This is a genomic window from Desulfuromusa ferrireducens, from assembly GCF_055389805.1.
In genome coordinates, this window is the sequence record NZ_AP042415.1 from 313,227 (window position 1) to 340,016 (window position 26,790).

General features: G+C 53.6%; 23 protein-coding genes. 3 read left to right on the top strand and 20 right to left on the bottom strand.

Annotated features, from left to right (window positions below; all coding sequences use genetic code 11):
• Window positions 1–27: 27 nt before the first annotated feature.
• On the bottom strand, window positions 28–1,242 hold the full coding sequence (locus ACZ5PT_RS01395; protein WP_464265022.1) for a GGDEF domain-containing protein: 1,215 nt from the start codon (window positions 1,240–1,242) through the stop codon (window positions 28–30).
• A 159-nt stretch (window positions 1,243–1,401) separates the two neighbouring features.
• Here ACZ5PT_RS01395 and ACZ5PT_RS01400 point away from each other — a divergent pair, with 159 nt between their 5' ends.
• Window positions 1,402–1,608: a hypothetical protein gene (locus ACZ5PT_RS01400; protein ID WP_464265023.1), complete on the top strand. Its 207-nt coding sequence runs from the start codon at window positions 1,402–1,404 to the stop codon at window positions 1,606–1,608.
• Window positions 1,609–1,794: 186 nt separating this feature from the next.
• Here the strand turns inward: ACZ5PT_RS01400 and ACZ5PT_RS01405 are convergent, their stop codons facing one another.
• From ACZ5PT_RS01405 to ACZ5PT_RS01425, 5 genes are all read right to left on the bottom strand, one after another.
• Entirely contained in the window at window positions 1,795–3,984 is a 2,190-nt protein-coding gene (locus ACZ5PT_RS01405; protein ID WP_464265024.1) for a putative bifunctional diguanylate cyclase/phosphodiesterase, read from the bottom strand.
• Between the two features lie 8 nt (window positions 3,985–3,992).
• Complete coding sequence (locus ACZ5PT_RS01410; protein ID WP_464265025.1) at window positions 3,993–6,020, bottom strand: HDOD domain-containing protein; 2,028 nt, start codon at window positions 6,018–6,020, stop codon at window positions 3,993–3,995.
• Window positions 6,021–6,499: 479 nt separating this feature from the next.
• Window positions 6,500–8,521 (bottom strand): CHASE2 domain-containing protein, encoded by a 2,022-nt coding sequence (locus ACZ5PT_RS01415; RefSeq protein WP_464265026.1) that lies wholly within the window; start codon window positions 8,519–8,521, stop codon window positions 6,500–6,502.
• Window positions 8,522–8,536: 15 nt separating this feature from the next.
• A complete protein-coding gene (locus ACZ5PT_RS01420) occupies window positions 8,537–9,139 on the bottom strand; it encodes an OmpA family protein (RefSeq protein WP_464265027.1) in 603 nt (200 codons plus the stop codon).
• A gap of 43 nt (window positions 9,140–9,182) precedes the next feature.
• Window positions 9,183–9,617 (bottom strand): FecR family protein, encoded by a 435-nt coding sequence (locus ACZ5PT_RS01425; RefSeq protein WP_464265028.1) that lies wholly within the window; start codon window positions 9,615–9,617, stop codon window positions 9,183–9,185.
• A 159-nt stretch (window positions 9,618–9,776) separates the two neighbouring features.
• Between ACZ5PT_RS01425 and ACZ5PT_RS01430 the strand changes: the two genes are divergently transcribed.
• Entirely contained in the window at window positions 9,777–12,599 is a 2,823-nt protein-coding gene (locus ACZ5PT_RS01430) for a GPMC system transcriptional regulator (protein WP_464265029.1), read from the top strand.
• Here ACZ5PT_RS01430 and ACZ5PT_RS01435 read toward each other — a convergent pair whose 3' ends face one another.
• From ACZ5PT_RS01435 to ACZ5PT_RS01475, 9 genes are all read right to left on the bottom strand, one after another.
• Complete coding sequence (locus ACZ5PT_RS01435) at window positions 12,600–13,880, bottom strand: M16 family metallopeptidase (RefSeq protein WP_464265030.1); 1,281 nt, start codon at window positions 13,878–13,880, stop codon at window positions 12,600–12,602.
• 216 nt (window positions 13,881–14,096) lie between these two features.
• Window positions 14,097–15,599 carry a PAS domain S-box protein gene (locus tag ACZ5PT_RS01440; RefSeq protein ID WP_464265031.1) on the bottom strand — a complete coding sequence of 501 codons (1,503 nt, stop codon included), beginning with the start codon at window positions 15,597–15,599 and terminating at the stop codon, window positions 14,097–14,099.
• A gap of 259 nt (window positions 15,600–15,858) precedes the next feature.
• Window positions 15,859–16,833, bottom strand: a complete 975-nt coding sequence (gene hemB / locus ACZ5PT_RS01445) for a porphobilinogen synthase (RefSeq protein WP_464265032.1) — start codon at window positions 16,831–16,833, stop codon at window positions 15,859–15,861.
• 57 nt (window positions 16,834–16,890) lie between these two features.
• A complete protein-coding gene (gene cobA / locus ACZ5PT_RS01450) occupies window positions 16,891–18,405 on the bottom strand; it encodes a uroporphyrinogen-III C-methyltransferase (protein ID WP_464265033.1) in 1,515 nt (504 codons plus the stop codon).
• A gap of 5 nt (window positions 18,406–18,410) precedes the next feature.
• The gene (gene hemC, locus ACZ5PT_RS01455) at window positions 18,411–19,364 is read right to left on the bottom strand and encodes a hydroxymethylbilane synthase (protein WP_464265034.1); all 954 of its coding nucleotides are present in this window, start codon (window positions 19,362–19,364) and stop codon (window positions 18,411–18,413) included.
• A gap of 12 nt (window positions 19,365–19,376) precedes the next feature.
• Window positions 19,377–20,690: a glutamyl-tRNA reductase gene (hemA, locus tag ACZ5PT_RS01460; protein ID WP_464265035.1), complete on the bottom strand. Its 1,314-nt coding sequence runs from the start codon at window positions 20,688–20,690 to the stop codon at window positions 19,377–19,379.
• 20 nt (window positions 20,691–20,710) lie between these two features.
• Window positions 20,711–21,547 carry a c-type cytochrome biogenesis protein CcsB gene (gene ccsB, locus ACZ5PT_RS01465; protein WP_464265036.1) on the bottom strand — a complete coding sequence of 279 codons (837 nt, stop codon included), beginning with the start codon at window positions 21,545–21,547 and terminating at the stop codon, window positions 20,711–20,713.
• The gene (locus ACZ5PT_RS01470; RefSeq protein ID WP_464265037.1) at window positions 21,544–22,233 is read right to left on the bottom strand and encodes a precorrin-2 dehydrogenase/sirohydrochlorin ferrochelatase family protein; all 690 of its coding nucleotides are present in this window, start codon (window positions 22,231–22,233) and stop codon (window positions 21,544–21,546) included. The genes ccsB and ACZ5PT_RS01470 overlap by 4 nt, the downstream gene beginning before the upstream one ends.
• Window positions 22,234–22,237: 4 nt before the next feature.
• Window positions 22,238–22,816, bottom strand: coding sequence for a hypothetical protein (locus ACZ5PT_RS01475; protein ID WP_464265038.1), 579 nt, complete (start codon window positions 22,814–22,816; stop codon window positions 22,238–22,240).
• A 200-nt stretch (window positions 22,817–23,016) separates the two neighbouring features.
• Here ACZ5PT_RS01475 and trxA point away from each other — a divergent pair, with 200 nt between their 5' ends.
• Entirely contained in the window at window positions 23,017–23,346 is a 330-nt protein-coding gene (trxA, locus tag ACZ5PT_RS01480; protein WP_464265039.1) for a thioredoxin, read from the top strand.
• A 41-nt stretch (window positions 23,347–23,387) separates the two neighbouring features.
• Here trxA and ACZ5PT_RS01485 read toward each other — a convergent pair whose 3' ends face one another.
• The 5 genes from ACZ5PT_RS01485 to dapF are packed head-to-tail and all read right to left on the bottom strand — an operon-like array spanning window position 23,388 to window position 26,772.
• The gene (locus ACZ5PT_RS01485; protein ID WP_464265040.1) at window positions 23,388–23,912 is read right to left on the bottom strand and encodes a DUF4124 domain-containing protein; all 525 of its coding nucleotides are present in this window, start codon (window positions 23,910–23,912) and stop codon (window positions 23,388–23,390) included.
• A gap of 14 nt (window positions 23,913–23,926) precedes the next feature.
• On the bottom strand, window positions 23,927–24,376 hold the full coding sequence (gene dtd, locus ACZ5PT_RS01490) for a D-aminoacyl-tRNA deacylase (protein WP_464265041.1): 450 nt from the start codon (window positions 24,374–24,376) through the stop codon (window positions 23,927–23,929).
• 1 nt (window position 24,377) lies between these two features.
• The gene (locus ACZ5PT_RS01495; protein WP_464265042.1) at window positions 24,378–25,268 is read right to left on the bottom strand and encodes a deoxyribonuclease IV; all 891 of its coding nucleotides are present in this window, start codon (window positions 25,266–25,268) and stop codon (window positions 24,378–24,380) included.
• Complete coding sequence (locus tag ACZ5PT_RS01500; protein WP_464265043.1) at window positions 25,268–25,918, bottom strand: pyrimidine 5'-nucleotidase; 651 nt, start codon at window positions 25,916–25,918, stop codon at window positions 25,268–25,270. The genes ACZ5PT_RS01495 and ACZ5PT_RS01500 overlap by 1 nt, the downstream gene beginning before the upstream one ends.
• 14 nt (window positions 25,919–25,932) lie before the next feature.
• The gene (dapF, locus tag ACZ5PT_RS01505; RefSeq protein WP_464265044.1) at window positions 25,933–26,772 is read right to left on the bottom strand and encodes a diaminopimelate epimerase; all 840 of its coding nucleotides are present in this window, start codon (window positions 26,770–26,772) and stop codon (window positions 25,933–25,935) included.
• Between the last annotated feature and the right edge of the window lie 18 nt (window positions 26,773–26,790).

Consider the following 26,790-nt stretch of genomic DNA (forward strand, 5'->3'; position numbering starts at 1 on the left):
CAAAGCAGTAAGAACCGGCGGGGGGGATTACCCACAGACCTTATTTCGCCCGGCCTTTTTGGCTCGATAAAGGGCTTGATCTGCGGCTTTGATCACGGCATCAGTCGTACTAAGCTGAGAATCCCGATCAGCAGCACCGATACTGATAGTGACCCTTAAAGCGGTCACACTCTTCTTTCTACTGGTTGGTTCCTTTTTCGGTTTTTTCTTCGGCCGGTCATTGCCACGGGGGATAAAACGGGCATCTTCCACGGTCTGACGCAGCACTTCCAAAAACGGCAGGGCTTCCTTTATTGACTTGCGCGGGAAAATAACCGCGAATTCTTCGCCGCCAAAACGGAACACTTTGCCGCCACCGCTGACGGTGGAAAGCTTGGCGGCAACCATTTTAAGCACCTGGTCACCGACATCGTGGCCATGGGTATCATTGAATTTTTTGAAGTGATCGATATCGAGCATTGCCAGGGTATAACGGCTGCCGAGTTTGGCCAACGCTTCGTTGAGGGCGCGACGTCCCGGCAACCCGGTCAGTTCATCACGATAGGCCAGGGAATGGGAGGTTTCCATGATCCCCATAATCAGAATCAGTCCAGCGCTGGCCAGATAGAGTCGCAATGATTGCCCACCCAAGCCGGAGAAACCGACAAAAACCACCAGTTGTGCCCAAAAAAAACTGATTTCGAAAGCTGCCGGTCTACGCAGACATCGGCCGAAAAAAAACAGCAAGACCAAGCCGTTTGCCAGCAGCAGCGGCTGTGACATCGGCAGCATCCGAAGCTGCGGCAGATCGAGTAACCGGTAATTCAACCAGTCTTGCAGCGGGATCGGTCGATAGCGAAACAAACTGCCACAAGCCAGCAACTCGGACAGCACAAACGTCAACCAGAACAGACCGCGCAAATTGAACATGCCCCGCTCACGAAACCAGGACACCAGCAGTAGATTCAGCGGCAACAGCAAGACCACCGACTGGAAAATCAGCGCTGCCCGGTCGGTAGCAGAAAAATAGAGCAAGACCAGATCGACCAGCAACAACAGCACAATGGCATAAATCAGCCGACTCCGATTGAACCGCCAACCGAGCAGTAAACCGATCACCACCACGGCAAACGGCAACACGCGCAAAAACGGTTGCAGCTCGACAGGCAAGGTTTCCTGGGCCAATCCGAACAGAGCCACAACACAGAGCAGACCATTGGGCAAAAGAAAGGGATAGACTATTTTTCGGAGTGTAGCGGTCACAAGGTCGTCGCTCCTGTAGGATCGAATGCAAAACCGCGTCCATTATAAACCTCTAAGAACTTAATTGCTACGACAGTTTGCCGCGAACAATGCTCCTTGACCTAGGCAAAACCTCCTGCGACATAAAAACTGTCGCTAGAAACAGGAGGAATTGAAATCATGCGAGCAATACTGTTTGTTAGCCTGGCAGCACTGTTCTTGCAAGGTTGCAGCTATAAAACCTGGTATACCGGTTTTGTAGAGGGACAAAAGTTCCAAGGCAACAAGCTAACCGGCAACGAACGGCAAAGCTGCCTAGATTCAATTATCGAAGATTACGACCGCTATGAAAGAGAACGGCAGGAAGGGCTCAAGCGAAAGAACTGATCTCCACAGAATTCGCTGCCCTTTGTTCCGGGGTAAAGGCGGCGGACAACTCTCTGGCGAACTAAAAAGCCCGGGACATGATATTCAGCGGATCAGGCAGGTCTGCCTGACAGAAGTTATAAGAAGTGTGAAAACCGCGAGGGGAAACAAAAAGGAAGGTGGCACCGCTATCTATTGGTGCGCGTTTCAATCAGGCATAACAAAGTGCGGACCCTCCGCCGGACAGCCATTGAGCAGAGACAGAGTATCCACCGCAGACAGGGCTTCTCCGTAAAGATACCCCTGCACCTCGCTGCAGCCAAGGTTACGCAGGTAATCGAGCTGGGAGAGATTCTCCACCCCCCCGGCAACCATATGCAGATTAAGCCCCTTGGCCATCATGGCGATCGCATCGACGATACAGGTTTCATTCTGCTCGGCTTCGATTTCACGAACGAACGACCGATCTATCTTCAAGGTGTTGACCGGAAATTTCTGTAGATAACTGAGAGACGAATAGCCCCGCCCAAAATCATCGATGGCGACAGAAACACCAAGGGCACGCAACTGACGCAGTTTTTTGATTATCTCACTTTGCCCTTTCAGGAGCCCCTGCTCGGTCAACTCAAGCTCAAAAACCGACGCATTCACCCCATACTGCTGCAGTGTGCCAATAAAGTTCTGCACAAAATCGTCCTGCTCTAACTGCACTGCTGAGATGTTGATGGAAATCTTCAAATCGGGTATTCCCTGCTGTTTCCAGCGGACCAACTCTTCACAGATAGACTTAAGAACCCAGTCACCGATCGGCACAATCAATTTCGACTCTTCGGCTATCCAGATAAAATCACCGGGGTAAATTAAACCCTTGTCTGGGTGTCGCCAACGCAGCAAAGCTTCCATGCCGACGATAATATGGGTCGATGGGTCAACCTTGGGCTGGAAGAAAACATCAAACTGCCCATGTTCCAACGCCAGATACAGATCACGTTCCACCGAAAGGAAATTTGAATCACTGCCATCCATCGCGTCACTGTAAAAGCAGTAGCCGTCTTTGCCATTCGCCTTGACATGATACATGGCAATATCGGCACTTTGCAGCAGGGCTTCTTTGTCATCACCCGCCAGCGGAAAAAGTGCGATACCGATACTCAAACTCAGGTAAAACTCATGATTATTGACGCGAAATGGTCTTCTGACCGCTTTGAGGATCTTGTCCGCGACGGCGGCAACATCTTTCTTACTGTTGATGTCCGGCAGCAACAAGGAAAACTCATCGCCACCAAAACGGCAGAGCGTATCTTCGGCGCGCAGACAGCCGAGAATCCGTTCGGAAACCTGCTGCAGAACCAAATCGCCCATCGCATGACCGAGGCTGTCGTTGACCTGTTTAAAGCGATCAAGGTCCAGAAACAACAGGGCAAATTTCTGCTCATTGCGACGGGCATGGGCAAACACCTGGCTGATGCGGTCGTTAAACAGGACTCGATTCGGCAGACTGGTGAGTAAATCGTGATAGGCCTGATAACTGATATGCGCCTCTGAACGCTTGCGCGCGGTGATATCACGGGCACAACCGAGCGTTCCGATAAAGGATCGCGTGCCATTTTCATCATTTTCGTACATGCCGATGGCATTCAGTTCGACAATCAACTCGTAATTATCGAGGCATTCAACCCGTTCGCTGGCCTGATTGACCAGCAACCTGATTTCGATGTTACTGGTTGCCCGCTCACCGGCGCGATGTTCGCTGAAATAGGTATAGATATCATCGGCATTGTGCGGGTGGATCAGCTTGGAAAAATGACTGCCGATCAATTCGTTGCGCTTGTAACCGAGCAACTCCTCAACCGTTTCATTGACGTAGGTAAAATCCCCCTGCGCGTCAAGCATGTAGATAAAGTCAGGTGAATTATTGACGATGAAGCGGTGCATCCGCTCTGATTCATGCAGGGTGAGTTGGGTACGAAGCAACTGGCGCGCCTGCCAATAATGTTCCAGGGCATTTTTAACCGTTGTTAGCAGCTCTTCCGGTTCATAAGGCTTGCGGATAAAATCGTAGGCACCGTTACGCAACGCACTCTTAACGGCAAAAAAGGAGGACTCGCCACTGACAACAATGACTTCAACATCTATTTCATGCTGCCGGATAAAGCGTAACACCTCGTGGCCATCCAGCCCCGGCATCTGCAGATCGAGCAGCACCAGGTTATAGCTTTGCTGCTGCAACTTATCGAGCGCCTCAGCACCGCTGGTCGCCATCTCAATCCGATAGCCGCTAATCCGCAACAGCGCCCGCAAACTTTCAAGCAGCGGTAACTGGTCATCCACAATCAGCACATGCGATCGTCCGACAATATCCGGGGGTGGAACCCCGTCGTTAGCTCTTGCTCGCAAAATCCCCCCTAGCCTTGCTCCGCAACCGGAGAAGTACTCTCTCCGCAAGGTAACTGCAAATGAAAACCGGCCCCCGAATCGGCTGAGCTTTGATAGCTGATCCGCCCCCCCAAATCTTCAACCATTCCCTTAACGATACTCAAACCGACACCGGCATGCCCAGCCCCCTTGGTGCTGACGACCGGGCTGAACAGTCTGCTCTGGATCTTCTGGTCGACACCGGGCCCATTGTCCGCAACCACAACCTCAGCGTAACGACCGCCATCAGAACAATAGCTGTCCCGCGTTGTCAAACGAATCAGACCACCGGCAGCAACCGCTTCCGCAGCATTTTTCAGCAGGTTAACCAGGATCTGCTTGACCAGCACCCCATTGGTGGCCAGTGTCTCCAGCTCATCCTTCAAATTGAAGCTGACTTTTATCTCACGGGGCTGCAAATCGGATTCATCCAATGCGGCCACCGCTTCATGGACCAACTGATTGAGATTGACATTCTGGTCCGGGAAGCGCGGCATTTCCTGCTGGTTGAGATAATAGTTCAGGATATCATCAATGCGCCGCACTTCGCGTTTAATCGCTTCTGGCAACTCACGATTATCGTTGTCCGCCAGCAGATGGTTCAAGACTTCGGCGTAATTACTGATAATAGTCAGCGGATTGCTCAACTCGTGGCTGACCCGGCGCAACACAGTGCCCCCTTCTGCCCACCGGTCTTGCCCTCCAGCCGTCAGCAGGGCCAGAGCATCACTGACCACCTGAGCAAACATTTGCAAACGCAAGCTCTGCAGAGATGACAGGGATTGCTCAGACTCGACGCCCAGAACCACTACCCCGAGCATCTGCCCTTCAAGGCGAAAAGGTTGACAGATAATTCCCTGACTAGCGCAGATTCGCAGCAGCAACCGGTCAGTCACCGTCAGCGGCTGTTGCGCGGCAAAACTGTTAACCACCTCGCCCTTGATCAGCGCCTGTGTAACCAGACTGGCTGAGGCATCGAGCGGCACCTTTAATTCGCCGATCAAGCGCGCCTGTCCAGGTGCGACAATTCCGCAGAGTTGGTTGTTTTTATGATCAATCAGTAAAAATACCGCTTCACTCGCGGCGCTGTTTTCCAGATAGAGATCACGGGCATCGCGCACCAGAGTTTCGGGATGACTGCTACTGGCCAGACGGGCCCGTGCACCTTCCTGATCAGCAATGGCAAAAATCAGCTCGATGAGACGATCACGCGCGCTTTTCAGATCAGCGTGTAACTGTTGTGGATCATCCAAGGCCACGATCTGCGACTGATATGACTCTTGCGCCCAGGAAAACAAGTATTCGATTTCACTCTGACGAAACTGAAACAGTCGCTCAGCCAAGGCTTCGGATTCGGAACTCAGCTGCCGCGGGTATTGGCAAAACTGCTGCGCCAAACGTGTAATTTTCAGCAGCTGGCTGCTGTTCTCAATTTGGCTGATATCGATATGTAAAAAGCGGATCGCATCGATTAAAAACGAATCGATCTGCCAGGGTTTGATCAACCCTTCAGCAACCTGCAGATGATCGGTCTGGTACTGTTCCTGTTCCCGCTGACAAAGCTCACTGTTACTCGAGGTTTCTACCGCTAGAGCAGCATAAGCATCGCCATAGGTGGAAAACAGCGCATGCATGCCGAGATTAAGAAACAGACCACTGAGCTGAGCCTCTTCGACATGGGCATAACCAACGGTGGGCGCCAAACAGCGCGCGACCTTCGCGGCAACTTGCGACGAAAACCACAGTCCGTTCAAATAAACCAATGCCGCTGGGGAAAAATCGTGCGCGACAATCTGTTTGGCGGATTGCAGCGCTATCCCGGTAACAACCGGAACACCCAATTGCTGAATAGCGGATGTCACCGGCTCCACAGGATCCAACATGCCGCCATGACTTTTGTCGGCCGCATGGATGACTTTTGCCGAAAGGGCAGCATCCTGCAAGACAATCTCGGCTAAACTTTGCGCACTCTCGCCGGAAAGACAGGCTTCGATCAAGTTCACCAAAATTTGTGGCATGCAAAACAGACGATTGACATCTAGTTCGCAAAATTCAACTTCCGAACAAACCATAACAACCAGAACAATTGAAATACTTCTATCTGGACTCGTTGGCGACAAGCCCCCCAATTACCAGCGTGACATAGCCTATGTCATTATGAACGAAAGCAGCCACACCTTCAACCGGAAAATAGATAATTTCACTTAATATTCAGGCACTTAGGCACATGCCTGGTCAGATCGAAGGACTAATTAAGGAGAGCAAATCATCTCATTAACATCCGACGAAGAATTACCCACGACAAAAGGTCAACCGACCGGAAAAAGGACGATTTTCATAGACACGAGCTTACACAAAACGCATAAGACTCCTCAAACAATTGGTCGAAAAATGGCTTCACCCGCGGGAAGGTTAGAAACTAAACATAAAATTAACGAGAAAAACAATGCGTTTCGCTCAAAAAGAAACACATCCTGCAAGATAAAACATGTCAAGTTTACGACAACAGTTCATCACGATATTCCTTCGTGATCTGAAAAAAAACATCTTCACAGCCAACAAAAGCGGCAACAATTTCCGGATCGAAAAGCTGTCCGGACATGGAAACAATGTATTCGCGAGCCTCTTCATGCGAACTTGTTTCCTTATAATCCCGGTCGCTGACAAGCGCATCATATACGTCCGCCAGAGCCATCAGTCGTCCCGCGAGCGGAATCCCCTGCCCTTCCAGGCCAAAAGGATAACCGGACCCATCCCAACGCTCGTGGTGAGTTTCTGCCATTTGTCGGGCATAGTGAAGATATGCATAATTTTCGGGATCGCCCAAAGCCGCCGCAGTCCGCGCCAGCGCCATCGCTCCGAGTTGCGGGTGTTCACGCATGATCTTAATTTCTTCATCCGTCAACGTTCCCGTTTTCAACAAGATTTTATCGGGGATACCGACCTTGCCGATATCATGTAACGGAGCAGATAAAAACAACATCTCCACATCTTCAGCGGAAATATCAGAACTGTATGCCGACTCCTTATGTAATTGCGTCGCCAAGACATGAACAAAGCGTTGGGTGCGTAAAATATGCGTTCCGGTATTACTGTCTCTGGTTTCCGCCAAGGTCGTCAAGCTGACAATGGTCGCGTCCTGCGCCTGCAGCAGATCACGGTTTCTGTGGCGCAAGTGATTTGCGGCAACACCATATCTCAGCAATCCCAACAAAGCAGCGTTAGCTAAAAGAACAAGGACCGGCAGCGTCGGCGAGACAAAGTAACGCTCAGCATGAAACAGTCCAACTGAGCCCCAGGAAATACCAACCACGGCAAACAAAATGAGCAGCAAAGGGAAACGTAAATTATAGCAACTCAGCAACCAGGTTGAGAGGCCCCCAAACAGGACAATACTGAAGAGTTCTGCCCCGCGCGCCCAAACGGGGTGAGAATACCACTGCCGATTCAACAAATTAGCAGCAACTACGGCGTGAATTTTCACCCCGGCAAGGTCTCGATCCAGCGGAGCCACATGACGATCACCCAAACCCGCCGCCACGGCACCAATAAACACCACCTGCCCCGCGAGATCGTCAGGGGGCATTGTCCCCAGCAAAAGTTCCGTTGCCGATACATAGCGAAATGGCGCGGTCGAAGAAAAGCCGATCAGCATATTTCCACGACGATCCAAAGGAATCAGGTTGTCGTTCCAAGAAAGAATAGCCTCCTGCGCCAACACATCCAAGCGTGCCCGATCCTCCCCCAGTGCTTTCTGCACCGTCGCCAGCGCCAGGTTCGGATAATAGAGCCCTCGATACTGCTGGATCATTGGCAGCCGCCTTACAACGCCATCGCGATCGGGGGCAGCGTTGGTGAAGGCCGTTTTCGCTGCCGCGCCGGTCAGCAGATCAAGGTTGCTCAAAACTCCGGCAGGTTCAAGCAAAGGGAATTGTCCGGCACGTTCATTGCGCACTACAATTCCAACGTTCGGTCCCAATGAAATCTGCTGCGCAGCGGAACTTTCCGCTGCGGTCAAAAATTTAAAACCGAGCACCACCGGCGCCGAAGCGATGGCGGCAGCCAGAATTTCATCATTGCTGGGCCCTAATTGCCCGCCCCGACCAAGCGATCGTTCTTCATTGAGGTCACGCTGCCTCTCACGCAAGATAACATCCGGGGAGGTCCGATCCTCTTCCGGCATCAACAGGTCAATGCCGATGGCCGAAACTCCCTGCAACCGAAGAGCATCAACAAGCTGCGCCAAGCGGTATCTGGGCCAAGGCCACTGCCCAAAATGAGCAATACTTTGCTCATCAATAGCAACAACAACCGGGCGATGATTGATTTTCTGGGTGGGTGCGCCAGAAAGGAGGAGATCAAAAGTACGATAATCAAAAAAGCGCAATAACTCAGGAGGGTAGAAAAGAAACAGTAGCGCGACAATCGTCGTCAACAAACCACAGCACACCAAGCGAAAGCGACCCTGACGCAATGAGCTTAAACGTTGCACAACCGACTTTTCCCTACGCAAATTCACCGGCGACACCAGCAACTATCGAACAATGACTTCAACCCGGCGGTTCCTGGGCTCAGCAACGCCATCGATGGTCGGCACCAGCGGGTTCCCCTCGCCATGGGACGCTACATCCATAAATTGAGGCTTAACACCATGACCCACAAGCAGATCTCGAATAGCCGCCGCCCGCTGTGCTGAAAGTTGCAAATTATAGGCATCAGATCCGGTTCGGTCACTATGACCATAAATTCCGACGGCGTAAGACTGGCGTTGCTCCATCGCCGTCAGAATCTTCGCTAGCTGCTGCTCAGAAGCAGCAACCAATTGGGTATTTCCCTGCTCAAAATAGAGCAGGAACTTGATCGGCGCTGGAGGTTCGACGGCAAAGACTTCGGCAAAATCCTGCTGGATCTGTTTCTCGCTGAGGACGACCGGGACAGATGGCGCCCGACCAACGCCAGTGACCTTGGTCATTTGCCCGGCTTCGGTCAGTAGAGCCTTGCCTCCTTCGGTGATCACCTCAACCGCACCGACCGAACCATCCGGATCCGGCAGAAGAACAACCTGGCTTTCATTTCCAGAATCAAACAGGATACCGGCGATAAAAATGACTAACAGAACAACAGGAGCACCACTCATGACCCCTCCCCAAAGCAACGGCTAATAAATAAAACGGCATAAATCAAGGTGATACTTTGACCAACAACCGCGTCCCCCTGACAGCAATTGTCGAGTCTGGCGTCTCCAGGCGGATTGACTCGGGAGCCAGCTTGCCGATCACGCCGGACATATAAAGAAAAGTTCCCTTGAACATTTTCAGGACCAAGGAAAAACGATTCTGCTTCGGCTCAAAAATAAAATCCTTAACCAGCAGCTCACTCCCAGGCCCGATCGACAACGTTGTGTCATCCTGCAGAATCAAACCGACACTGCTGTCCTTCATCGTCAGCAAACGATCTTCCACATAGATAGGCATCCCGACGACCACCACAAACGACTGCCCCTGCCGATCGAGCAGCACTTCCCCAGTGAGCATTTTTACCGTCCCGGCGACATCAGCCGAAAAAGCAGCAAAGGGACAGAGCAACAACAGCATCAACAAACACAGAATTCGCATAAACACCCCCATTGGCGCCAATAACAAGCAACTCACTATAATAACAAAAAAAATGAAGTTGTCAGCTCAACAGATTGGAATAGCTTGGAATCTTTGACAGCCCGGTGCGACGTAGATATACTCGCGTGAGTAAAAAATGTACTTACCCACGGAGCAGACATGCCGCAATCAGCAGCACCACAGTTAGAACACCTTCTGGAGAAGATTGATCGCTTCGGCAAGGAAAACCTGGAAGAGATCCTGCACAGCCTGATCGAAGGGATTCAGCTACTGATCCCTGAAGGGGGCTGCCGCATCTACCTGGAGGACCTGACCAAGGGAGCTCTCACCTGCGTTGCGGCTTCCGGAGGCAACGTCGGCCAAGTAGAAGAAAAATCATTCCCGATCAACAATGATACATTCCTAGTCTCGCAGGTTTATCAGCAACAGGACGAACTGGCCATCGCCGACCTGACGACCCACCCGGAGGACATGCCGACCAGCCCCGGAACCAGGCTGACCGGGGCCAGCTACCTGATCCCGCTGACGCATCAAGGACGTCCGATCGGGGTTCTCTGCCTCGACCGCAGCCAGTCTAAGCATTTCCCCACAGATACGGAACTACATCAGTTGCGTCAGCTGCTCTCGACCATCACCCAAACCCTTAATCGGGCACGAAAATATCACCAGCAGTTGCAGTTAGCCAGACGGGTTGATGAAGCCAAAAAACGTGAAGCCGCCCTTTTCATGGTCAAGTCGGCGGCCCGCCTGATCGACCAAGTCGCCCTGGCATCGGTGCTGGTGCCGATTCCGGCAGAAGAGGAAGGGGAACGGACCCTGCAGATCCTGGCCGCCTATTCCAAGGAAAAAGAGGCCGGCAAGCTCTACAAACAGGAGCGACTGATCAACTTAAGCCCGGGGCAATCGCTGGTGTCACGCTTTATCGACCGGGCCGGAGTCATCATCGATGAAAGCTTGCTGTCGCCGCTCTACATCTCTGACTTGGCGACAGAAACCCTGCAGAAACAGTTTCTTACCGAGGATCTGGGGCTCAAGTCACTCTATATGGTGCCCCGTTTCGACAAACAAACGCGACGCGTTGTCTGTCTGGTCAATTACTACACCAAAGAACATCACCAGTTCACCCCCTTCGAACGCGGCCTGCTCGAATCCCACGCCGAAATGGCGCAACGCGTGGTGCAGGAAATTGGTGATGAGCACCTCGAAGTACAGATCCTTTCTGAAATCGGCGACCTGCTACAACAATCCAGTGACGGTCTGCGCCCCTTTTTACGCCGGGTCCTCTCCAAGGCCACGCAATTGATCGGTGCCGATACCGGCAGTATCGCGCTGGTCCGCAAGAATGAGGGGGAACGCTGGCTGCTGGTTGAAGATGCCAACGGCAACCTGGTCGGGGCAAAGAACAAAGACTGGCTGAAAAAAGATATCCCGCCGATTCGCGTCGGCGGCCGGGAGCTACCAGAAGAGCAACGCAGCTTAACCGGCTCGGTGGCGGCCTCGGGAAAACCGGCCATTTTAGCCGATACCCACAATAGCGAAGACTCCGACAAATCGTATCTACAGGTCACCGCGGCAATCCGTAGTGAAATCGCTGTGCCGATCATCTATGATGGGGAAGTGTTAGCGGTAATCTGCCTCGACAGCCTGCGTCCGCATTACTTTACCGGTGAGCATCGCCGCATCCTGCTGATTATCGAACGGATGATTGGCCACCATCTGGCCATTCTGCAAAAAATCGATAAGTTAACCAGTGAAATTGATCGGCTGCGGCAGGATGTCGACTACAAAGATCCGAGCATTTCGTCCTATCGGCTCGGCAACATCATCGGTAATTCGGAAAAGACCCAGTCGATTATCGAAACCATCCAAAAAATCACCCCGCCACTCTGCCAGCGGCTGGCGATGTGGAAGCATCCGGATACGAACGACCTAGGGGAATCTCTCGGCCTGCCGTCGATCCTGATCACCGGCGAAACCGGTGCCGGCAAGGAATTCCTGTTTAACAACCTATTCACCCAACTGAATCGCATCTATAGCGAACTTTTGCCGGGGCATGGCACCTTGTCACTGAAAAAATCCAACATTGCGGCCTACAGCGGCGAACTGACCTACTCGGAGCTATTCGGCCACAAGCGCGGGGCCTTCACCGGTGCCCATACCGACCGCCGCGGTATCCTCGAAGAAGCCCACGGCGGCGTCGTTTTTCTTGATGAAATCGGCGATGCCGACCCCAAAACCCAGGTTCAGCTGTTGCGCTTCCTTGACAGCGGCGAATTCGTCCGCTTGGGGGAAAACATCACCCGCCACTCGCAAGTTTTGCTGGTTGCCGGGACCAACCGCGACTTGCGCCAACTGATTGCCGAAGGGACCTTCCGCGAAGATCTTTATCACCGCCTCTCGGAATTGATTATCGAAGTCCCGTCACTCAATCAACGGCGCGAGGATATCCCCGACCTGGCAGTTCACTTTCTCGGCCGGCTGTTCCAGGTCTACCGCCGCCCGGAACAAAGCACCGACGAAGCGCCGACCCTCAGCCCGCAAGCCAAACAACTTCTGTCACAGCATCACTACACAGGCAACATGCGTGAACTACGCAGCATCCTGTTGCGGGCGATGCTGTTCCGCTCCGGGAAGGTGATTGGCGCTGACGGGATAGAGGGCGCGTTGCAGCCGCACAGCACCAATTTCCCCGGCGACAGCAGGCAAACACTGGAAATACAGATCAGTGAAGGGATCATGCAACAAATTGCCAAGCAAGAGCAGGATTTCTGGCAGGCTGTCTATCAACCCTATTCGCAAAAAGAGATTACTCGAGAGGTGGTGTTAAAGGTCATTGAGGAAGCACGCCGGCAGGGAGCGAACAGCATGCCGAAACTGGCCCGCCTGCTTAATGCCTGCGATCCAGCCGACAGTTCGGCAGAGGGACGCAAAACCTTCTTCCGCTTTAAAAACTTTCTCTATAAAACCATCAGGGTCAGCTGATCAGAAGTCGTTGAGCAGCTGCTCAACGGCCTGCTTGTCGGCCTCGGTCCAAGGGCCGACGGCAACCAGCTTCATGCCGACACGACACAACAGGTCACGCGCAACCTGCTGCAACTGCGCGGCAGTCAATGGCTTAATCTCGGCACAGTCCTGTTCCAGGGTCCGCAGGTAGTCGGCCTGCAATCCCCAACCGTAACGCACTGCCATCGCCTCGGTCTGATCACGGGAAAAATCGAGATCAAACAGATAACTGCGCACGACGGCCTGCAGTTCTTCAGTCGGGACCGGCTGTTCACACAGTTCTTTGAGAACTTTCAATAATTCAGCGACCGCTTGCTGCAGATTTTCCGGTGCCACGGCAATATCGATGGCCAGATATCCGGCATCGGCCATCATTGAACAATTCGCCTCGACGGCGTAGGTCAGGCCCAGTTCTTCCCGCAACCGCAACGGCAAGCGCGCACCGCCCCCCCAAGAAAGCAGTCGCCGCAACAGCCGCAGCGACAACATCCGCGAATCCTGACGACCCGGCAGGCGAAACGCCAGTTGCAGGCTGACCTGTGAATCGGAATCGAACACCCAACAAGACTCCGGTTCGGCAGGCACCACCTCAGGCGCTGCGACAAGCGGCGTGAGAGCCGGCCCTTGCCAATCACCAAACTGCTCGTCGACCAGACGCAGTAACTGCTCTCGATCGACGCGGCCACAACCGGAGATCACCAGGTTCTCCGGAACATACCAGCGGCGATAGTAATCCTTCAGTGTTGCCAGATCAATACGCGCCAGAGTTTCGGGAGTACCGATCAATGATTCGCCCAGCGGGTGTCCCGGCCAGAGCAAACCGACCATCAGATTATCCAGATTGATCTGCACACCCTTTTCATTATAGTCCTCGCGCGCCTCTTCAAGAATGATCCGCCGCTCGAGGTCAATATCATTGAAACGGGGACGACGCAGCATCGAAGCGAACAGTGCGACTCCTTCTGCCAGGTAATCGGGATGCAGGCGAGAATGAAAACAGGTATTCTCAGCATCGGTAGACGCGTTGACCGACCCGCCAATCGCTTCAAAAGCACGTTCCAGCGCGGTACTATTTGCATATTCGTCGGTGCCGCGGAAAACCATGTGCTCCAGAAAATGAGAAATCCCCGACAGTTCCGATGGCTCATTGCGACCACCGACCGCCAGGTAACAGACCAATTCTGCAGCATGCAGGTGCGGCATCGGCACGGTGACGAGGCGCACACCGTTTGCCAGGGTATCGACAGTATATTCGGGCATTAAATCAGCAACCTATTTGTTTGGGGCGATAAATCAGGACAGGCAGGCAAAGTAAAACAGATGGACGCTAAATACCAGCAGAAACGGCGAACAGATGCTTTCAGCGACGGTCACTGACGGAGCAAGGGTTACCATTTCCGGCAAACCTTGCTCCGTGCAAACCTGAGGCACAGGTAACCAGATTATCGCCTAAACAATACTCCCCTTATCCACTGACTACTCTTGTCCATCTCGATAAGAGTCATCAACCAATGGAACCTGCTTCGCTGCGATCAATTGTTCGCGCAATATTTTTATCGATTTCTTCAAACCCGCCATACGCACCTCACGACCGGCCATGAGGTTGAGAGCCCGTTGAATTTCCCGGGTTCGTTCCTGAACAATTTCTTCGAGATTATCGCGATGCCTGGTTAATTCCGCTTCCGCTTTTTTCCGATCAGTCAGATCAATAAAGGTCGCCAAAAACATCTCGTCAAAAGTAATCCCTGATATTTCGACGGTCAGAACTTCTCCGTTTTTACAGGTTACCTGGTACTCGACCGGTTCGATGTCAGTCCCCTCCCTGGCAGCTTTTTCGATTGCAGCGTTCCACGTTTCGAGGACCCAGGAACGATAGGTCGGGTCCGGATAGGCAAGTTGCCACCACTCGGTTAACGTCGGAACATCGGCGTGGCTGTAGCCAAAGAGTTCATTGAAGCGATCATTGAAATAGGTAATGACTCCATCCGGGTCAACGATACAGAGCGGGATGGGGGCCTGCTTGATGAGCTGCTGGAAGCGTTTTTCACTTTGCTCCGCCAGAACTCTTTCTTCTGCGGCCTCTGCCAGAGCCGTATCGATTTTGTGCTGCAAAAAGTTCTGGCGACTGCCAAGAACATAAAACAGCGCCCCCAACAGTAATGACATCACCGCGTTCAAAACACGCAGAATCCACGCCAAACCTTTAGCGTAACCATCTTCATCGACGAGGATCGCAAGCTCCCATTGCCCATCCGGAAGAGTAATCGGTTGCACGTATGAACTTTTTTCGAAGATGCGGGGAGGTCCATAAAAAACCCTCCCCCCCTTCACCCGAAGGGCAAAATCTGCGCTCCCGAGCCCCGAGGAAAGCAAATGCAAATCGGCTAAAATAGGTGCAATCTCAACCACCATGGCCGTCAGCCCCCAGAATACTTGGTCTCGATAAATCGGCAGCCGGGCAATAAGCGCCAAGGTTCCATCTTGCCGAAGCCGGTATGGCCCGCTCAAGCCGATTAAGCCGCTGGCAATCGTTTGCTTAACCTTGTCACGGACATGCGCCCGCTTATCTGTTAACAGGTTGTGTCCGAGGGTTTTGCGGGTTCGTTCGGTAAGAGGGTAGATATATTTGTGAATCGCATCGGGTGAGATAGAAACGGAACGAACATCAGGAATATTTTGATGCATGATTCGCAGGTAGAGACTGGACTCACGGGCAAACTCATCGGGCGCGCTCTCGTACAGGTGGCCGGTGGCATTGACAAAGGCCCGTACCCCATAAAGAAGTGACAACCGGGTATTGATCGCCTGCTCAATCGCATTGGCTTTGTTACGCAACTCATCCACGATAAGCAGATGACGTTCCTTTGCGAGAGACTGCTGATATTTTCCCGCAGCGTACCAACCGACAGCAAAGATGACAATAAAGAGCAGCGTCGAAAAAACCAGTGCGTTTATTTTCAAGTCCCGCTTGTTTTTCAATCAACACCTCGCTATCTACTCAGGTGTTTCACTGGAGCTGAAAGATACCCGGCAGAGCTTACGGGGATGTGCATCGACACGTGTAAACTATACATAAATTCATCGCGGTTTGCTTTTCGTCACAACAAATCCAACGAAAAATAGCCTCCCTGCAGATTCACCCCCCCCCGCAAAAAGAAAAAAGCGTTTTGCCTACAGGCACAAAAAGAGGGGCCGCCTTGCGGCAGCCCCTCTTCTGTACTCATCAATGGCTAAAAACTCAGCCGTTTAGTTGCTGAGCCGCCTCCTTGGCGTGATAGGTGATAATCAAATCGGCACCGGCGCGTTTCATGCCGAGCAGAGTTTCCATCATCACCCGATCGCCATCGATCCAACCCTTTTCGGCGGCGGCCTTAACCATGCTGTATTCGCCGGAAACGTTGTAAGCGACCAACGGCAAATCAAAGTTATCCTTCAGTTCACGGAGAATATCCAGATACGCCAATGCCGGCTTGACCATCAAAAAATCCGCCGCTTCGGCGACGTCCTGATTGGCTTCGCGCAGTGCTTCCATGCGGTTGGCCGGATCCATCTGATAGGAACGGCGATCACCAAACTGCGGAGTCGAATCAGCGGCATCGCGAAACGGACCATAATAAGCACTGGCATATTTGACGGCATAACTCATCACTGGAATATGCTCAAAACCGTTAGCATCGAGCATATCGCGTAGAGCGGCAATCCGACCGTCCATCATGTCAGAGGGCGCAACGATATCGGCGCCAGCCTGGGCATGGGAAAGGGCCTCTTTGGCCAGCAGCTCCAAGGTCGCATCGTTGACCACATCCTCGTTCTCAATGATCCCGCAGTGGCCGTGATCGGTGTACTCACACAAGCAGACATCGGTGATCACCGTTAACTCAGGTACTGCTTCTTTAATCGCGCGAATGGTGTTCTGAATGATGCCGGTATCGCTGTAGGCATCACTGCCAACGGCATCTTTTGCCTCCGGGATACCGAACAGGATCACCGCGGGGATACCCAGTTCATAGACCTCTTTGGCTTCGGCGACGATATTCTCGATCGACTGCTGATAGATCCCCGGCATCGAGACGATCTCTTTTTTGATATTCTCACCGAAGGCGCTGAACATCGGGTAGATCAGGTCTTCGACATGCAGATGGGTTTCACGCACCATACGACGGATATTGGCGTTGCGCCGCATGCGGCGAGGTCGATAGCTGGGGAAATACATGTGCGGTCTCCTTTAGTTACGGATGTAGGGGCGAGGCATAGGTCGCCCCTACGATTGCTAGTTATAATACTCAACCATGGCACTAACCAGATCGTCGAGCGTCCATTTTTCCGGTTCCAACGCCACCTCAAAACCATGCTTGCGGATGGTCTTTGAGGTCAATGGGCCGATGGAGAAAAACTCTGCGCGGCCTTGCAGCTCTGACAACTCGTCACCAAACATCGCCACCAGATTATCAAAGGTAGATGAGGAACTGAAACAGACGGCGTCCAGCTCACCGGCGTCCAGCAGATGGCGAATCATCTCTTCCTTGCCGGTCGGTCGGATGGTCCGATAGGCCACCGGCGCAACCACCTCGGCTCCGGCCTCGCCAAGTTTATCGATAATCAAGGTGCGGGCAATCTCGGCCCGCGGATAAAGAATCCGCCTGCCCTTGACCCCTTGCTCCAGCAGCTCTTCGACCAACCCTTCGGCCTGATAACGGGCTGGGATCAAATCGGGACGCAGCCCACGTTGTTCCAGCGCTTGGGCGGTTTTCGGCCCAACGGCAATCAACTGCACGCCGGCCAGACTGCGCAAGTCCAACTGCTGCGCCGCCAAGCGTTCAAAAAATGCAGCGACGCCATTGACCGAGGTCAGAATCAAACTGTCGAACCCGGACAGCTCCTGCAACGCCTGATCGAGCGGCGCCAGATCTTCCGGCGGAACAATCTCGATAGTCGGAATACAGATCGTCTCGGCGCCCTGCTGCTGCAGAAGCTTGACAAAAGGGGCTGCCTGAACGCGCGGCCGAGTGATCAGAAAACGCTTGCCGAACAGCGGCAGGTTATCGTACCAGCGCAGCTCCTCACGATATTTAACCACCTCACCGATAATAATCACCGCCGGCGGCTCAAGCCCTTCCCGGGCGATATCGTCGACGATGGTTTCCAGCGTCCCCACCAGGGTGCGCTGGCGCGGCAGGGTCGCCCACTGCACCACCGCCACCGGCGTATCAGCGGCACGGCCATGCTTAATCAACTGTTCACTGATCTGCTTAAGGTTGGCCATCCCCATGTAAAATATCAACGTACCGAGGCCGGTCGCCAGTTTTTCCCAATCAAGACTGGACAGCTTGCGCTCCGGTCGCTCATGACCGGTCAACAGCGCCAGGCTGGTGGTGACGTCACGGTGGGTCAGCGGAATCCCGGCGTAAGCGGCGGCGGCAAAACCGGCGGTCACCCCCGGTACCACCTCAAAGGGAATGTCCCGCTCTTTTAAGTAAGCCGCCTCTTCGCCACCACGCCCAAAAATATAGGGGTCGCCGCCCTTCAAACGCACCACCTGCAGACCGGCCGCAGCCTTTTCCGCCAGCAGGGCATTGGTCTGTTCCTGCGGCAGATGATGATTGCCGCGCACCTTACCGACGTAGATCCGCTCGGCGCTCTCTGACGCGTGCCCAAGCAGCAGCGGGTTGGCCAGATAGTCGTAGATGACCACATCGGCCTGCGCCAGACAGTCCCGCCCTTTCAAGGTCAAAAGGCCGGGATCACCCGGCCCTGCACCGACAAGATAAACCTTTCCAGATGTCAAAGGTTTCAGTCCTTATCCGCAAAGGTTTTACAGCCGTAGACCTCGTTGAGAATCGGTCCGGCGCCCTCTGCGAGCAACTGCTTAGCCAAGGCGACGCCAGTTTCCACCGCCTGATCGACGTGACAAGTGACGGCCCGTTTCAGCATCTGCGTACCCAGGACATCAGAGACCAGGCCGGTCAATTCCAGCTGATCTCCAGTGACGGTACCGAAAGCGGCAATCGGCACCTGACAACCTCCTTCGAGGGTCGAGAGCACGGCGCGCTCGGCATTGACCGCACAGGCGGTCGGCGGATGGTTGAAAAAGTCGATCAGGTCATTGGTAACATCGTCATCGAGACGACTCTCCAGCCCCAACGCTCCCTGACCGATCGCCGGCAGACAGGTTTTCGGCTCGAAGTACTCACCGATCTGCTCGCCGAAGCCGAGTCGATGCATCCCGGCAGCGGCCAGGATCACCGCATCCAGATTATCGTCGGTCAGTTTGCTAATGCGGGTCTGCACGTTGCCACGGATATCGATCATCTCCAGATCGGGACGCATGTTCAGCAATTGGGCCTTGCGGCGCAACGAGCTGGTGCCGATGCGGCCGCCCTGGCGGATATCCATAAAGCTCTTGCACCCTTTTTTAAGCACCGCGATATCGCGTGGATCTTCCCGCTCGGTGATACAGCGCAGCCCGGTTCCTTCAGGAAAAAAGGTCGGCACATCTTTCATCGAATGGACAGCGATATCGATTTCATTACGCAGCATCGCCTCCTGAATTTCCTTAACGAACAGCCCCTTACCACCGACCATCGCCAACGGCACATCGAGGATCTTATCCCCTTGGGTCTTAATTTTTGTCAGAGTGACTTGCAGGTCGGGATATTTTTTTTCCAGCTCGGACTTGACCCAGTTGGCCTGCCAAAGGGCGAGTGCGCTAGCACGGGTACCGATACGTAAAATGCGTGTGGCCATGAGAAAACTCCTTTATTTGTCGTCCGCCTCAGCAGCGTCAGGATGCTGCTGGTCGGTATTATCTGGCAGATCGAATAGCGTTCGCACGGCATCAATATAGAGATTGCCGTCACTGCCATTCTGTGATTTTTTCAGGATATTGGTCGGGTGATGAAGTATCTTGTTGACGATGGCATTGGTCATCGCCTCGACCGCCTTGCGTTCCTTGTCTCCCAATCCATTGAGATTGGAGAAGGTCTTTTCCAGTTCCGCCTTACGCACCTGATCGAGCCGCTGGCGCAGGGCAACGATGGTCGGCTTGACCTCGAGGGTCGACATCCACTTCTGGAACTGCTGAATCTCTCCATCGATGATTTTTTCCGCCTTGGCCGCCTCTTTGTTCCGTCCTTTGAGGTTGGCCTGCACCACGCCCTGCAGATCATCAACATCATACAGGTAGATACCATCCAGCTTGTTGGCCAGCGGGTCGATATCGCGCGGTACGGCGATATCGATCAAAAACATCGGCTTATAACGACGCGCCTTGATGACCTCTTTGACCTTCTTTGCATCCAGCACGTAATCGGGGGCGCCGGTGGAAGAAAGGACAATGTCAACCCGGTGCAGCTGCTCACGGAAATTATCGAAGGAGACGGCAACGCCGCAATCAAACTCAGCAGCCAATTTCTCCGCCCGGGCGAAGGTCCGGTTGGTCACCAACACCTTGCTGACGCCGTTATTGATAAAATGCTTTGCCGCCAGTTCGCACATCTCGCCGGCGCCGATCAGCATGACGGTCTTGCCCTCAAGGGTATCAAAGATCTTACGCGCCAGTTCGACCGCGGCAAACGAGACCGAGACCGCATTGCTGGCGATCGCGGTTTCCGTGCGGACCCGTTTGGCGACCGAGAAGGCCTTGTGCAGAAAGCGATTGAGGATCAAGCCGGAGGATTTAAACTCGCGTGCATAACCATAGGCGGTTTTGATCTGGCCGAGAATCTGCGGCTCACCGACGACCATCGAGTCAAGGCTGGCCGCGACCCGCAATACGTGCCGGATGGCATCTTCGCCTTCATAGACATAGAGGTGCTCGCTCAGCTTATCGAGCGGCAACTGGTGAAACTCGGCAAGAAACTTCTTCAACTCAATGACAGCGGCCTCGGGAGTCCGGCTGGCGGCATAGAGTTCGACCCGGTTACAGGTGGAGACAATCACAGCTTCGGCAATCGCCGGCAAAGCCAGCATCTGCTGCAGAGGGGCTTCCATCTCTGTGGGTGGAAAAGCTACTTTTTCGCGTATTTCGACTGGAGCCGTTTTGTGACTCAGTCCCACAACAACAATATTCATGGTCTGTCTGTCAGCTCCGGTTAAAGTTTGGTAAACGCATCAAAGGTATGCTGCCCCCCAAGCAGCAAATTAACCCCGAGAAACGTGAACAAGAGAAAGATAAAACCGATAATCGAGCAGATCGCCGCTTTGCGACCACGCCAACCAGCGGTCAATCGTCCGTGCAGCAGACCGGCATACAAAATCCAGGTAATCAGCGCCCAGGTTTCCTTGGGATCCCAACTCCAGTAGGTCCCCCACACCGTGTTCGCCCAGAAAGCACCACTGATGATCCCCAAGGTCATCAGCGGAAAGCCGATACTCAAGCAGGTGTAATTCACCTTGTCGAGGGTGTCGAGTGATGGCAGTAGCTGATAAATGCCATTAAAACGCTTACTTTTGAGCATCCGGTCCTGAATCAGATACATGACACCGGCGCCAAAAGAGAGGGCAAAGGCAGCATTGCCTAAAAAGGCAAAGGCGATATGCACCGGAAATAGCCAACTTCTGAGCATCGGATTGAGTTGCACCACCATATCCGGACTCATACTGCTAGCGAGCATCAGCAGAAATGCCAGCGGTGCGGCAAAAGCCCCCATCACCGACAAGCGAAAACGCAGATCGAGCAAAAGAAAAAGCAGCACCAAGCACCAGGCGAAAAATGACAGCGATTCGTGCAAAGTCGTTACCGGCAACCCCTCAATGGTCGCATGACGCACCCCAAAACTGGCGGCATGTAAAACAACCCCGGCAACCAGAACCCAGCGTCCGGCCCGCCCGGCCTGAGGGCGTTTGCCAATCATGCCAAGCAGATAAAGAATACTCGCGACCAGATAGATAAGCATGGTCACGTTAAATAACAGGGGATTTATACTCATAAGATCCCTTCCGGTAGTTGCAGCGGCAACCGCTCCAGAGAAAATTCTTCACCAAAAGTTTCTGTCAACAACTGATCAATATCAGCCAAACGGCCCTGCTCGATCAGCGGCAACAATTGCTCTGCCCAAAAACTGCGCAAAACCTGTTGATTATATTTGTCGTCAATCTGTTCCGTCAACCACTTTCGCCGCACGGCCGAAACAATCTCTAATGAAAAGCCCCAACTGTCAGAAACCTGCACGGCCAGACGATCGCGAATCTCTGCGGCCAGAGCCGGACAGCTCCCGCCGGTCGAAACAGCAACGGTCAGCGCCCCCCTGCGCAATACGGCAGGCAGGGAAAAATCTCCCGTCGCCGATTGATCAGCACGACAGCAGAGTATCTGGCGGCGGCGTGCTTCAGTGACAATCTGGACATTAATCAATGCTGAGTCGGTACAGGCAAAAACCAACAGTGCCCCGTTGAGATCATCAGGCTCAAACGCCCGACCGATCGACTCCACCAACGCAGAACGGTGCGGATTATCAGCCAACAGCGGATCAACCAACCGAACCCGCGCAGCAACCCGCAACAGCCCGACCAACTTGCGCTGGCCAACGGTACCGGCCCCCACCAGCACCACCAGTCGGTCACGCAGGTTCAGCATTAAGGGATAATTAAAAAGGTCACCAGTGTCGGTCGGCATGCCTTTAAACTCCGAACAGCTCTGCTTCAACCAGTTCACAGAGCAACTGCCCAGCAAACAGAGTAACTTCCAACTGGCGCGGGGGCAGAGAGGTCCCAATATCGATACAGATGTCGACTCCGTCACGGCACAGGGGATCGGTCAAGCTCTCGGAGGTGAGCAAAGCCACCGGGCGCTCATTGTCCAACAACTCATCACGCAACGCCCGTAAGGAGGCAGAGGCAGACCCGTCATTGAGGATCAACAAAAAGGAGTTCTCGCTACTTAGCGCCCGATAATGACGCACTAAGAACTGGTCCGACTGACCACTATTGGCCATAACCGCCGCCAGTACCGGGTCACTGCCTAGAGCGACTGCGGGCAATACCGGCCGATCAAAACCGAGACGATAGGTGAAATGGCCAGCCAACAGCTGAACAACGGGTTGAAAAGCCGCGCCTCCAGCAATCAGTAACTGGCCACCACTCGAAAAAAGAGCCGCCACCTGCTGAGCCAAGCGGGTCAGCTCGTCCCCCTGTCGCTGACCGAAATTCTCCAATAATTCCTGCAGTTGGCTACAGGATGCAGCTATTTTTTGATTCATTTTTCACCTTTGAACAAGAAGGCCACAAGTAAATATCACCTCAACGGTTCAGGCATGATATGGAGCTGCCCCCGGACTGTCAAGCAACAGGCTTGCCAAACTGATTGCTTCTTGATTTTTTCGACAAGTTCTATATATTTGAATCTTAATTCTTAACGAATTTAGCTTCCCTGAAGCCAACACCGATAAAGGAGAACCTGATGGCTGGTGATAAAGTTGTAGAGTTTACTGACGATAATTTTGATGCTGAAGTCCTAAAATCTTCCGTTCCCGTTCTGGTCGACTTTTGGGCAACCTGGTGTGCCCCCTGCAAAGCAATTGCTCCGGTCGTCGACCAGCTTGCCGAGGATTATGACGGCAAAGTCAAGATCGGCAAGGTCAACGTCGATGAGAACCCGGCCACCCCAGGCCAATACGGTGTTCGCGGCATCCCGACCATTATCCTGTTTAAAGACGGTCAAATCGTCGACCAACTGGTCGGTGCTGTGCCGAAAAACCAGCTTGAAGCGTTGCTGCAAAAAGCACTCTAAAGCCACTGAATCAGTAAAGGGCTCCCGAATGGGGGCCCTTTTTATTCCACATCAATGCCCTCCAGCAAACTTCGCAACTGCTCTTTTTCTCTCCGTGGCAACCTGACATCTTCAAGCTCTTGCAAAAGCTGTTGTTTTTGTTCGCGCACGCGGGCGATGTCAGCATTCGCCTGATTGATAATTTGGCGCGAACGATAGATCTCGTTGCGCCTGGCTTTATGTTTTTTCAAGGTTGCCGTTTGCAGTTCTTTGATTAATTTTTCCACCTGCTGCTGCAAACGAAGAGATTGTCGCTTGGCATTCGCCTGCTCACGCTCGACGGCCCGAACACTCCGATTAAACTCGGCACTCGACTGCGACGATTGAGGACTCCGCGGCACAATATTGAGGCGATCGGCACCGTCCGCCTTAACCTCAGTTTGTTTACCGAGACACACTTCCGGTAAGCCCTGCAGGTTGTCGGAGTAATGCAGTTGCCCACTGCGATCACGACAGGAGTAGATTTTTGCCCAGCCGGAGGAGACAGCGACGCTCGTCAACAGCAGGATAAACAGCAAAATACGCATCAGCGCTCCTTTTGCTAAAAGTGGCGGTGGCTATCGAGCATGATGGTCACCGGACCATCATTGATCAAGTCAACCGCCATATCTGCCCGGAATTTTCCCGTCTGCACTGCACCGCCCAGTTGCCGCAACCGCTCAACAAAATAGTCACACAGCGGCTCGGCGATCTCCGGTGGCGCCGCCTGGCTGAACCCGGGTCGTCGCCCTTTACGACAATCTGCCAGTAGAGTAAACTGCGAGACCACCAGCAAGTCGCCGGCGCAATCAAGCACCGACAGGTTCATTTTACCAGCGTCGTCCTCAAAAATCCGCAACCCGGCAATCTTTTCCGCCAGGTAGTCAGCCGCCTGCTCATCGTCCCCCTGCTCAACGCCGAGCAGAACCAGCAAGCCGCCACTAATTTCGGCAATCCGCTGCTGATCGACGGCCACTCCGGCGCGGCTGACCCGCTGCACAACGGCACGCATCTCAGGCACCTCCTGCTTTCCGGCCCGCTAACGTCCGCAACAGAGCCAAATTGGCCAAGTCCTCACAATGCTCATCCCCCGGTGGGGTTTCCATAATCTTCGGGCAACCAATAAAGCGGTGATCCTGCATCAACGCCTGAAAACCGTCACGCCCAATCAAGCCACGACCGACGTGATCATGCCGGTCCACCCGCGAGCCCAGTCCTTTTTTGCTGTCATTCAGATGAAAGAGCGCCAACCTTTCTGCCCCAATCAAACGATCAAACTCAGCCATCACCGCGGCATAGCTGTCGGCACTGGTCAGATCATAACCGGCGGCAAAGGCATGACAGCTGTCAAAGCAGATCCCCAGATTCCCCTGCGGCAGCCGTTCAAGAATCTCGGCCAATTCTTCAAAATGAGCCCCCAGACAAGTTCCCTGCCCAGCGGTATTTTCCACCAGCACCCGAACGTCGCGCGGTGCCTGAGAAAAAATCCGCTGAAAGCTGTCGGTCAGAGTCGCCACCCCAGAGGCGGCCCCTTCGCCCATGTGCGCTCCGGGATGCATGACCAGAGCTTCGATTCCGAGGAGAGCGCAACGCTCCATTTCGTCGATAAATGCGGCAATTGATTTTTCGCGCAGGGTTTGATCAGGACTGGCCAGATTGATCAGGTAGCTGTCGTGAGCGGCAATATAGGCAATGTCGCTACCCTGCCGAGCGGCGCGAAATGCCGCAATGGCTTCAGGCTGTAGCGGTTTGGCCAGCCAACGACTGGCATTGCGGGTAAAAACCTGGATAGCGCGACAACCGATCGCTTCCCCACGGGCAATCGCCTTTTCGATGCCACCGGCGATCGAGACATGGGTTCCAATCAACAATGGAATCGCTGCAATTGACTCTGTAGCGACCATCAGGGCAGCCCCCCCCAACTTCGCAGCAGGGAACCAATCTCCGCCGGTCGGGCCAGTGTGGCATCGACATAGGAATGCTGCTCATCGACATCTGCCGTGTTAGCGACCAGCACCGTTTTCATGCCGAAATCCTTAGCGGTTTTGAGGTTTTGCGGCTGATCTTCAACCATCACGCACTGCTCCCCGGGAAGTTGCAAGCGCTCTAACACCTGCCTATAGGGATCGGGGTTCGGTTTTGGCTGGTAAGCGGCGATACGAATATCGAAGACATCAACGAACAGGCCATCGAGACCAAGAGCCGTCACCACGCGGTCGACATGACAGCGCGAACCGTTGGTGAAAACGTAGCTGGGCACCGGCAATTGCTCTATCGATTCGCGCAACTCGCTATCCGCCGCAACCCGGCTACCGACATCGACCGCATGCACGTAATCAAGATAATCCTCCGGATTGATGGCGTGATGACGGATCAAGCCCTGCAGGGTCGCTCCATAATCTTTCCAGTAGCGACGGCGTAAAACATCGACTTGCGTCGGATCAATGGCAACGATCTCTTCCATGTAGCGATTAATTCGCACATCAATTAGAGAGAACAGGTCGCACTCTGCCGGATAAAGGGTGTTATCCAGATCAAAAAGAACGGCTTTCATTTATTTCCAGTCTGTTACTTGGGGTCGAAATCACCCGAAAAAACTTCCACTGCCGGTCCGGTCATCAGCACCGGCCCCTCTTCCAACCATTCCATTTGCAAATCGCCGCCGCGCAGATGATTAACAATCTTGCGCTCGGTACGTCCGGTCAACACGCCAGCGACGGTCACCGCCGAAGCGCCGGTGCCACAAGCCAGGGTTTCCCCGGCACCACGCTCCCAAGTCCGCTGAATCACCTCGGTTGGGCTTAACACCTGAACAAACTCGACATTGATCCGCTGCGGAAAACTGGGGTGACATTCAATCTGCGGCCCGATCTGCTCAAGACCACAGGTTGCAACATCCTCAACAAAGATAACGCAGTGCGGATTGCCCATAGAGACGCAGGTCACCTCAATATCCTGACCATCTAACGACAATGGGATGGCGGTCATCGGCTCTTGTGGTGCGCCGGTCATCGGCAGTTCGGCACGGGTCAGTTTGGGGGGTCCCATATTGACCTGCACCCGCTCAATCAAACCCGAGTCACCGGCAAACAGCTGCAGCGGTAGAACCCCATTACCCGTTTCGACCGTGATCTGCAGTCGATCGACCAAACCGTGATCGTGTGCATACTTGGCCACGCAACGAACCCCATTGCCACACATCTCCGCTTCGCTGCCGTCAGCGTTAAACATGCGCATACGCACATCGGCTTGCTGCGAGGGCAGAATCAGGATCAACCCATCGGAGCCGATGGCAAAATTCCGTTTACTCACCTGCTGCGCTAATGTTGCCGGGTCATCGACCTGCTCTTCAAAGCCATTGATATAGACATAATCATTGCCAGCACCATGCATTTTGATGAATTTCATAGCGTCCCCTTCGGGCGG

Bases quoted from the DNA above. Each gene is read 5' to 3' on its own strand.
- ACZ5PT_RS01400 (WP_464265023.1), top strand. From the start codon at position 1,402: ATGCGAGCAATACTGTTTGTTAGCCTGGCAGCACTGTTCTTGCAAGGT.
- ACZ5PT_RS01410 (WP_464265025.1), bottom strand. From the start codon at position 6,020: ATGCCACAAATTTTGGTGAACTTGATCGAAGCCTGTCTTTCCGGCGAG.
- ACZ5PT_RS01420 (WP_464265027.1), bottom strand. From the start codon at position 9,139: ATGAGTGGTGCTCCTGTTGTTCTGTTAGTCATTTTTATCGCCGGTATC.
- ACZ5PT_RS01425 (WP_464265028.1), bottom strand. From the start codon at position 9,617: ATGCGAATTCTGTGTTTGTTGATGCTGTTGTTGCTCTGTCCCTTTGCT.
- ACZ5PT_RS01430 (WP_464265029.1), top strand. From the start codon at position 9,777: ATGCCGCAATCAGCAGCACCACAGTTAGAACACCTTCTGGAGAAGATT.
- ACZ5PT_RS01435 (WP_464265030.1), bottom strand. From the start codon at position 13,880: ATGCCCGAATATACTGTCGATACCCTGGCAAACGGTGTGCGCCTCGTC.
- hemB (WP_464265032.1), bottom strand. From the start codon at position 16,833: ATGTATTTCCCCAGCTATCGACCTCGCCGCATGCGGCGCAACGCCAAT.
- hemC (WP_464265034.1), bottom strand. From the start codon at position 19,364: ATGGCCACACGCATTTTACGTATCGGTACCCGTGCTAGCGCACTCGCC.
- hemA (WP_464265035.1), bottom strand. From the start codon at position 20,690: ATGAATATTGTTGTTGTGGGACTGAGTCACAAAACGGCTCCAGTCGAA.
- ccsB (WP_464265036.1), bottom strand. From the start codon at position 21,547: ATGAGTATAAATCCCCTGTTATTTAACGTGACCATGCTTATCTATCTG.
- ACZ5PT_RS01470 (WP_464265037.1), bottom strand. From the start codon at position 22,233: ATGCCGACCGACACTGGTGACCTTTTTAATTATCCCTTAATGCTGAAC.
- ACZ5PT_RS01475 (WP_464265038.1), bottom strand. From the start codon at position 22,816: ATGAATCAAAAAATAGCTGCATCCTGTAGCCAACTGCAGGAATTATTG.
- trxA (WP_464265039.1), top strand. From the start codon at position 23,017: ATGGCTGGTGATAAAGTTGTAGAGTTTACTGACGATAATTTTGATGCT.
- ACZ5PT_RS01485 (WP_464265040.1), bottom strand. From the start codon at position 23,912: ATGCGTATTTTGCTGTTTATCCTGCTGTTGACGAGCGTCGCTGTCTCC.
- dtd (WP_464265041.1), bottom strand. From the start codon at position 24,376: ATGCGTGCCGTTGTGCAGCGGGTCAGCCGCGCCGGAGTGGCCGTCGAT.
- ACZ5PT_RS01495 (WP_464265042.1), bottom strand. From the start codon at position 25,268: ATGGTCGCTACAGAGTCAATTGCAGCGATTCCATTGTTGATTGGAACC.
- ACZ5PT_RS01500 (WP_464265043.1), bottom strand. From the start codon at position 25,918: ATGAAAGCCGTTCTTTTTGATCTGGATAACACCCTTTATCCGGCAGAG.
- dapF (WP_464265044.1), bottom strand. From the start codon at position 26,772: ATGAAATTCATCAAAATGCATGGTGCTGGCAATGATTATGTCTATATC.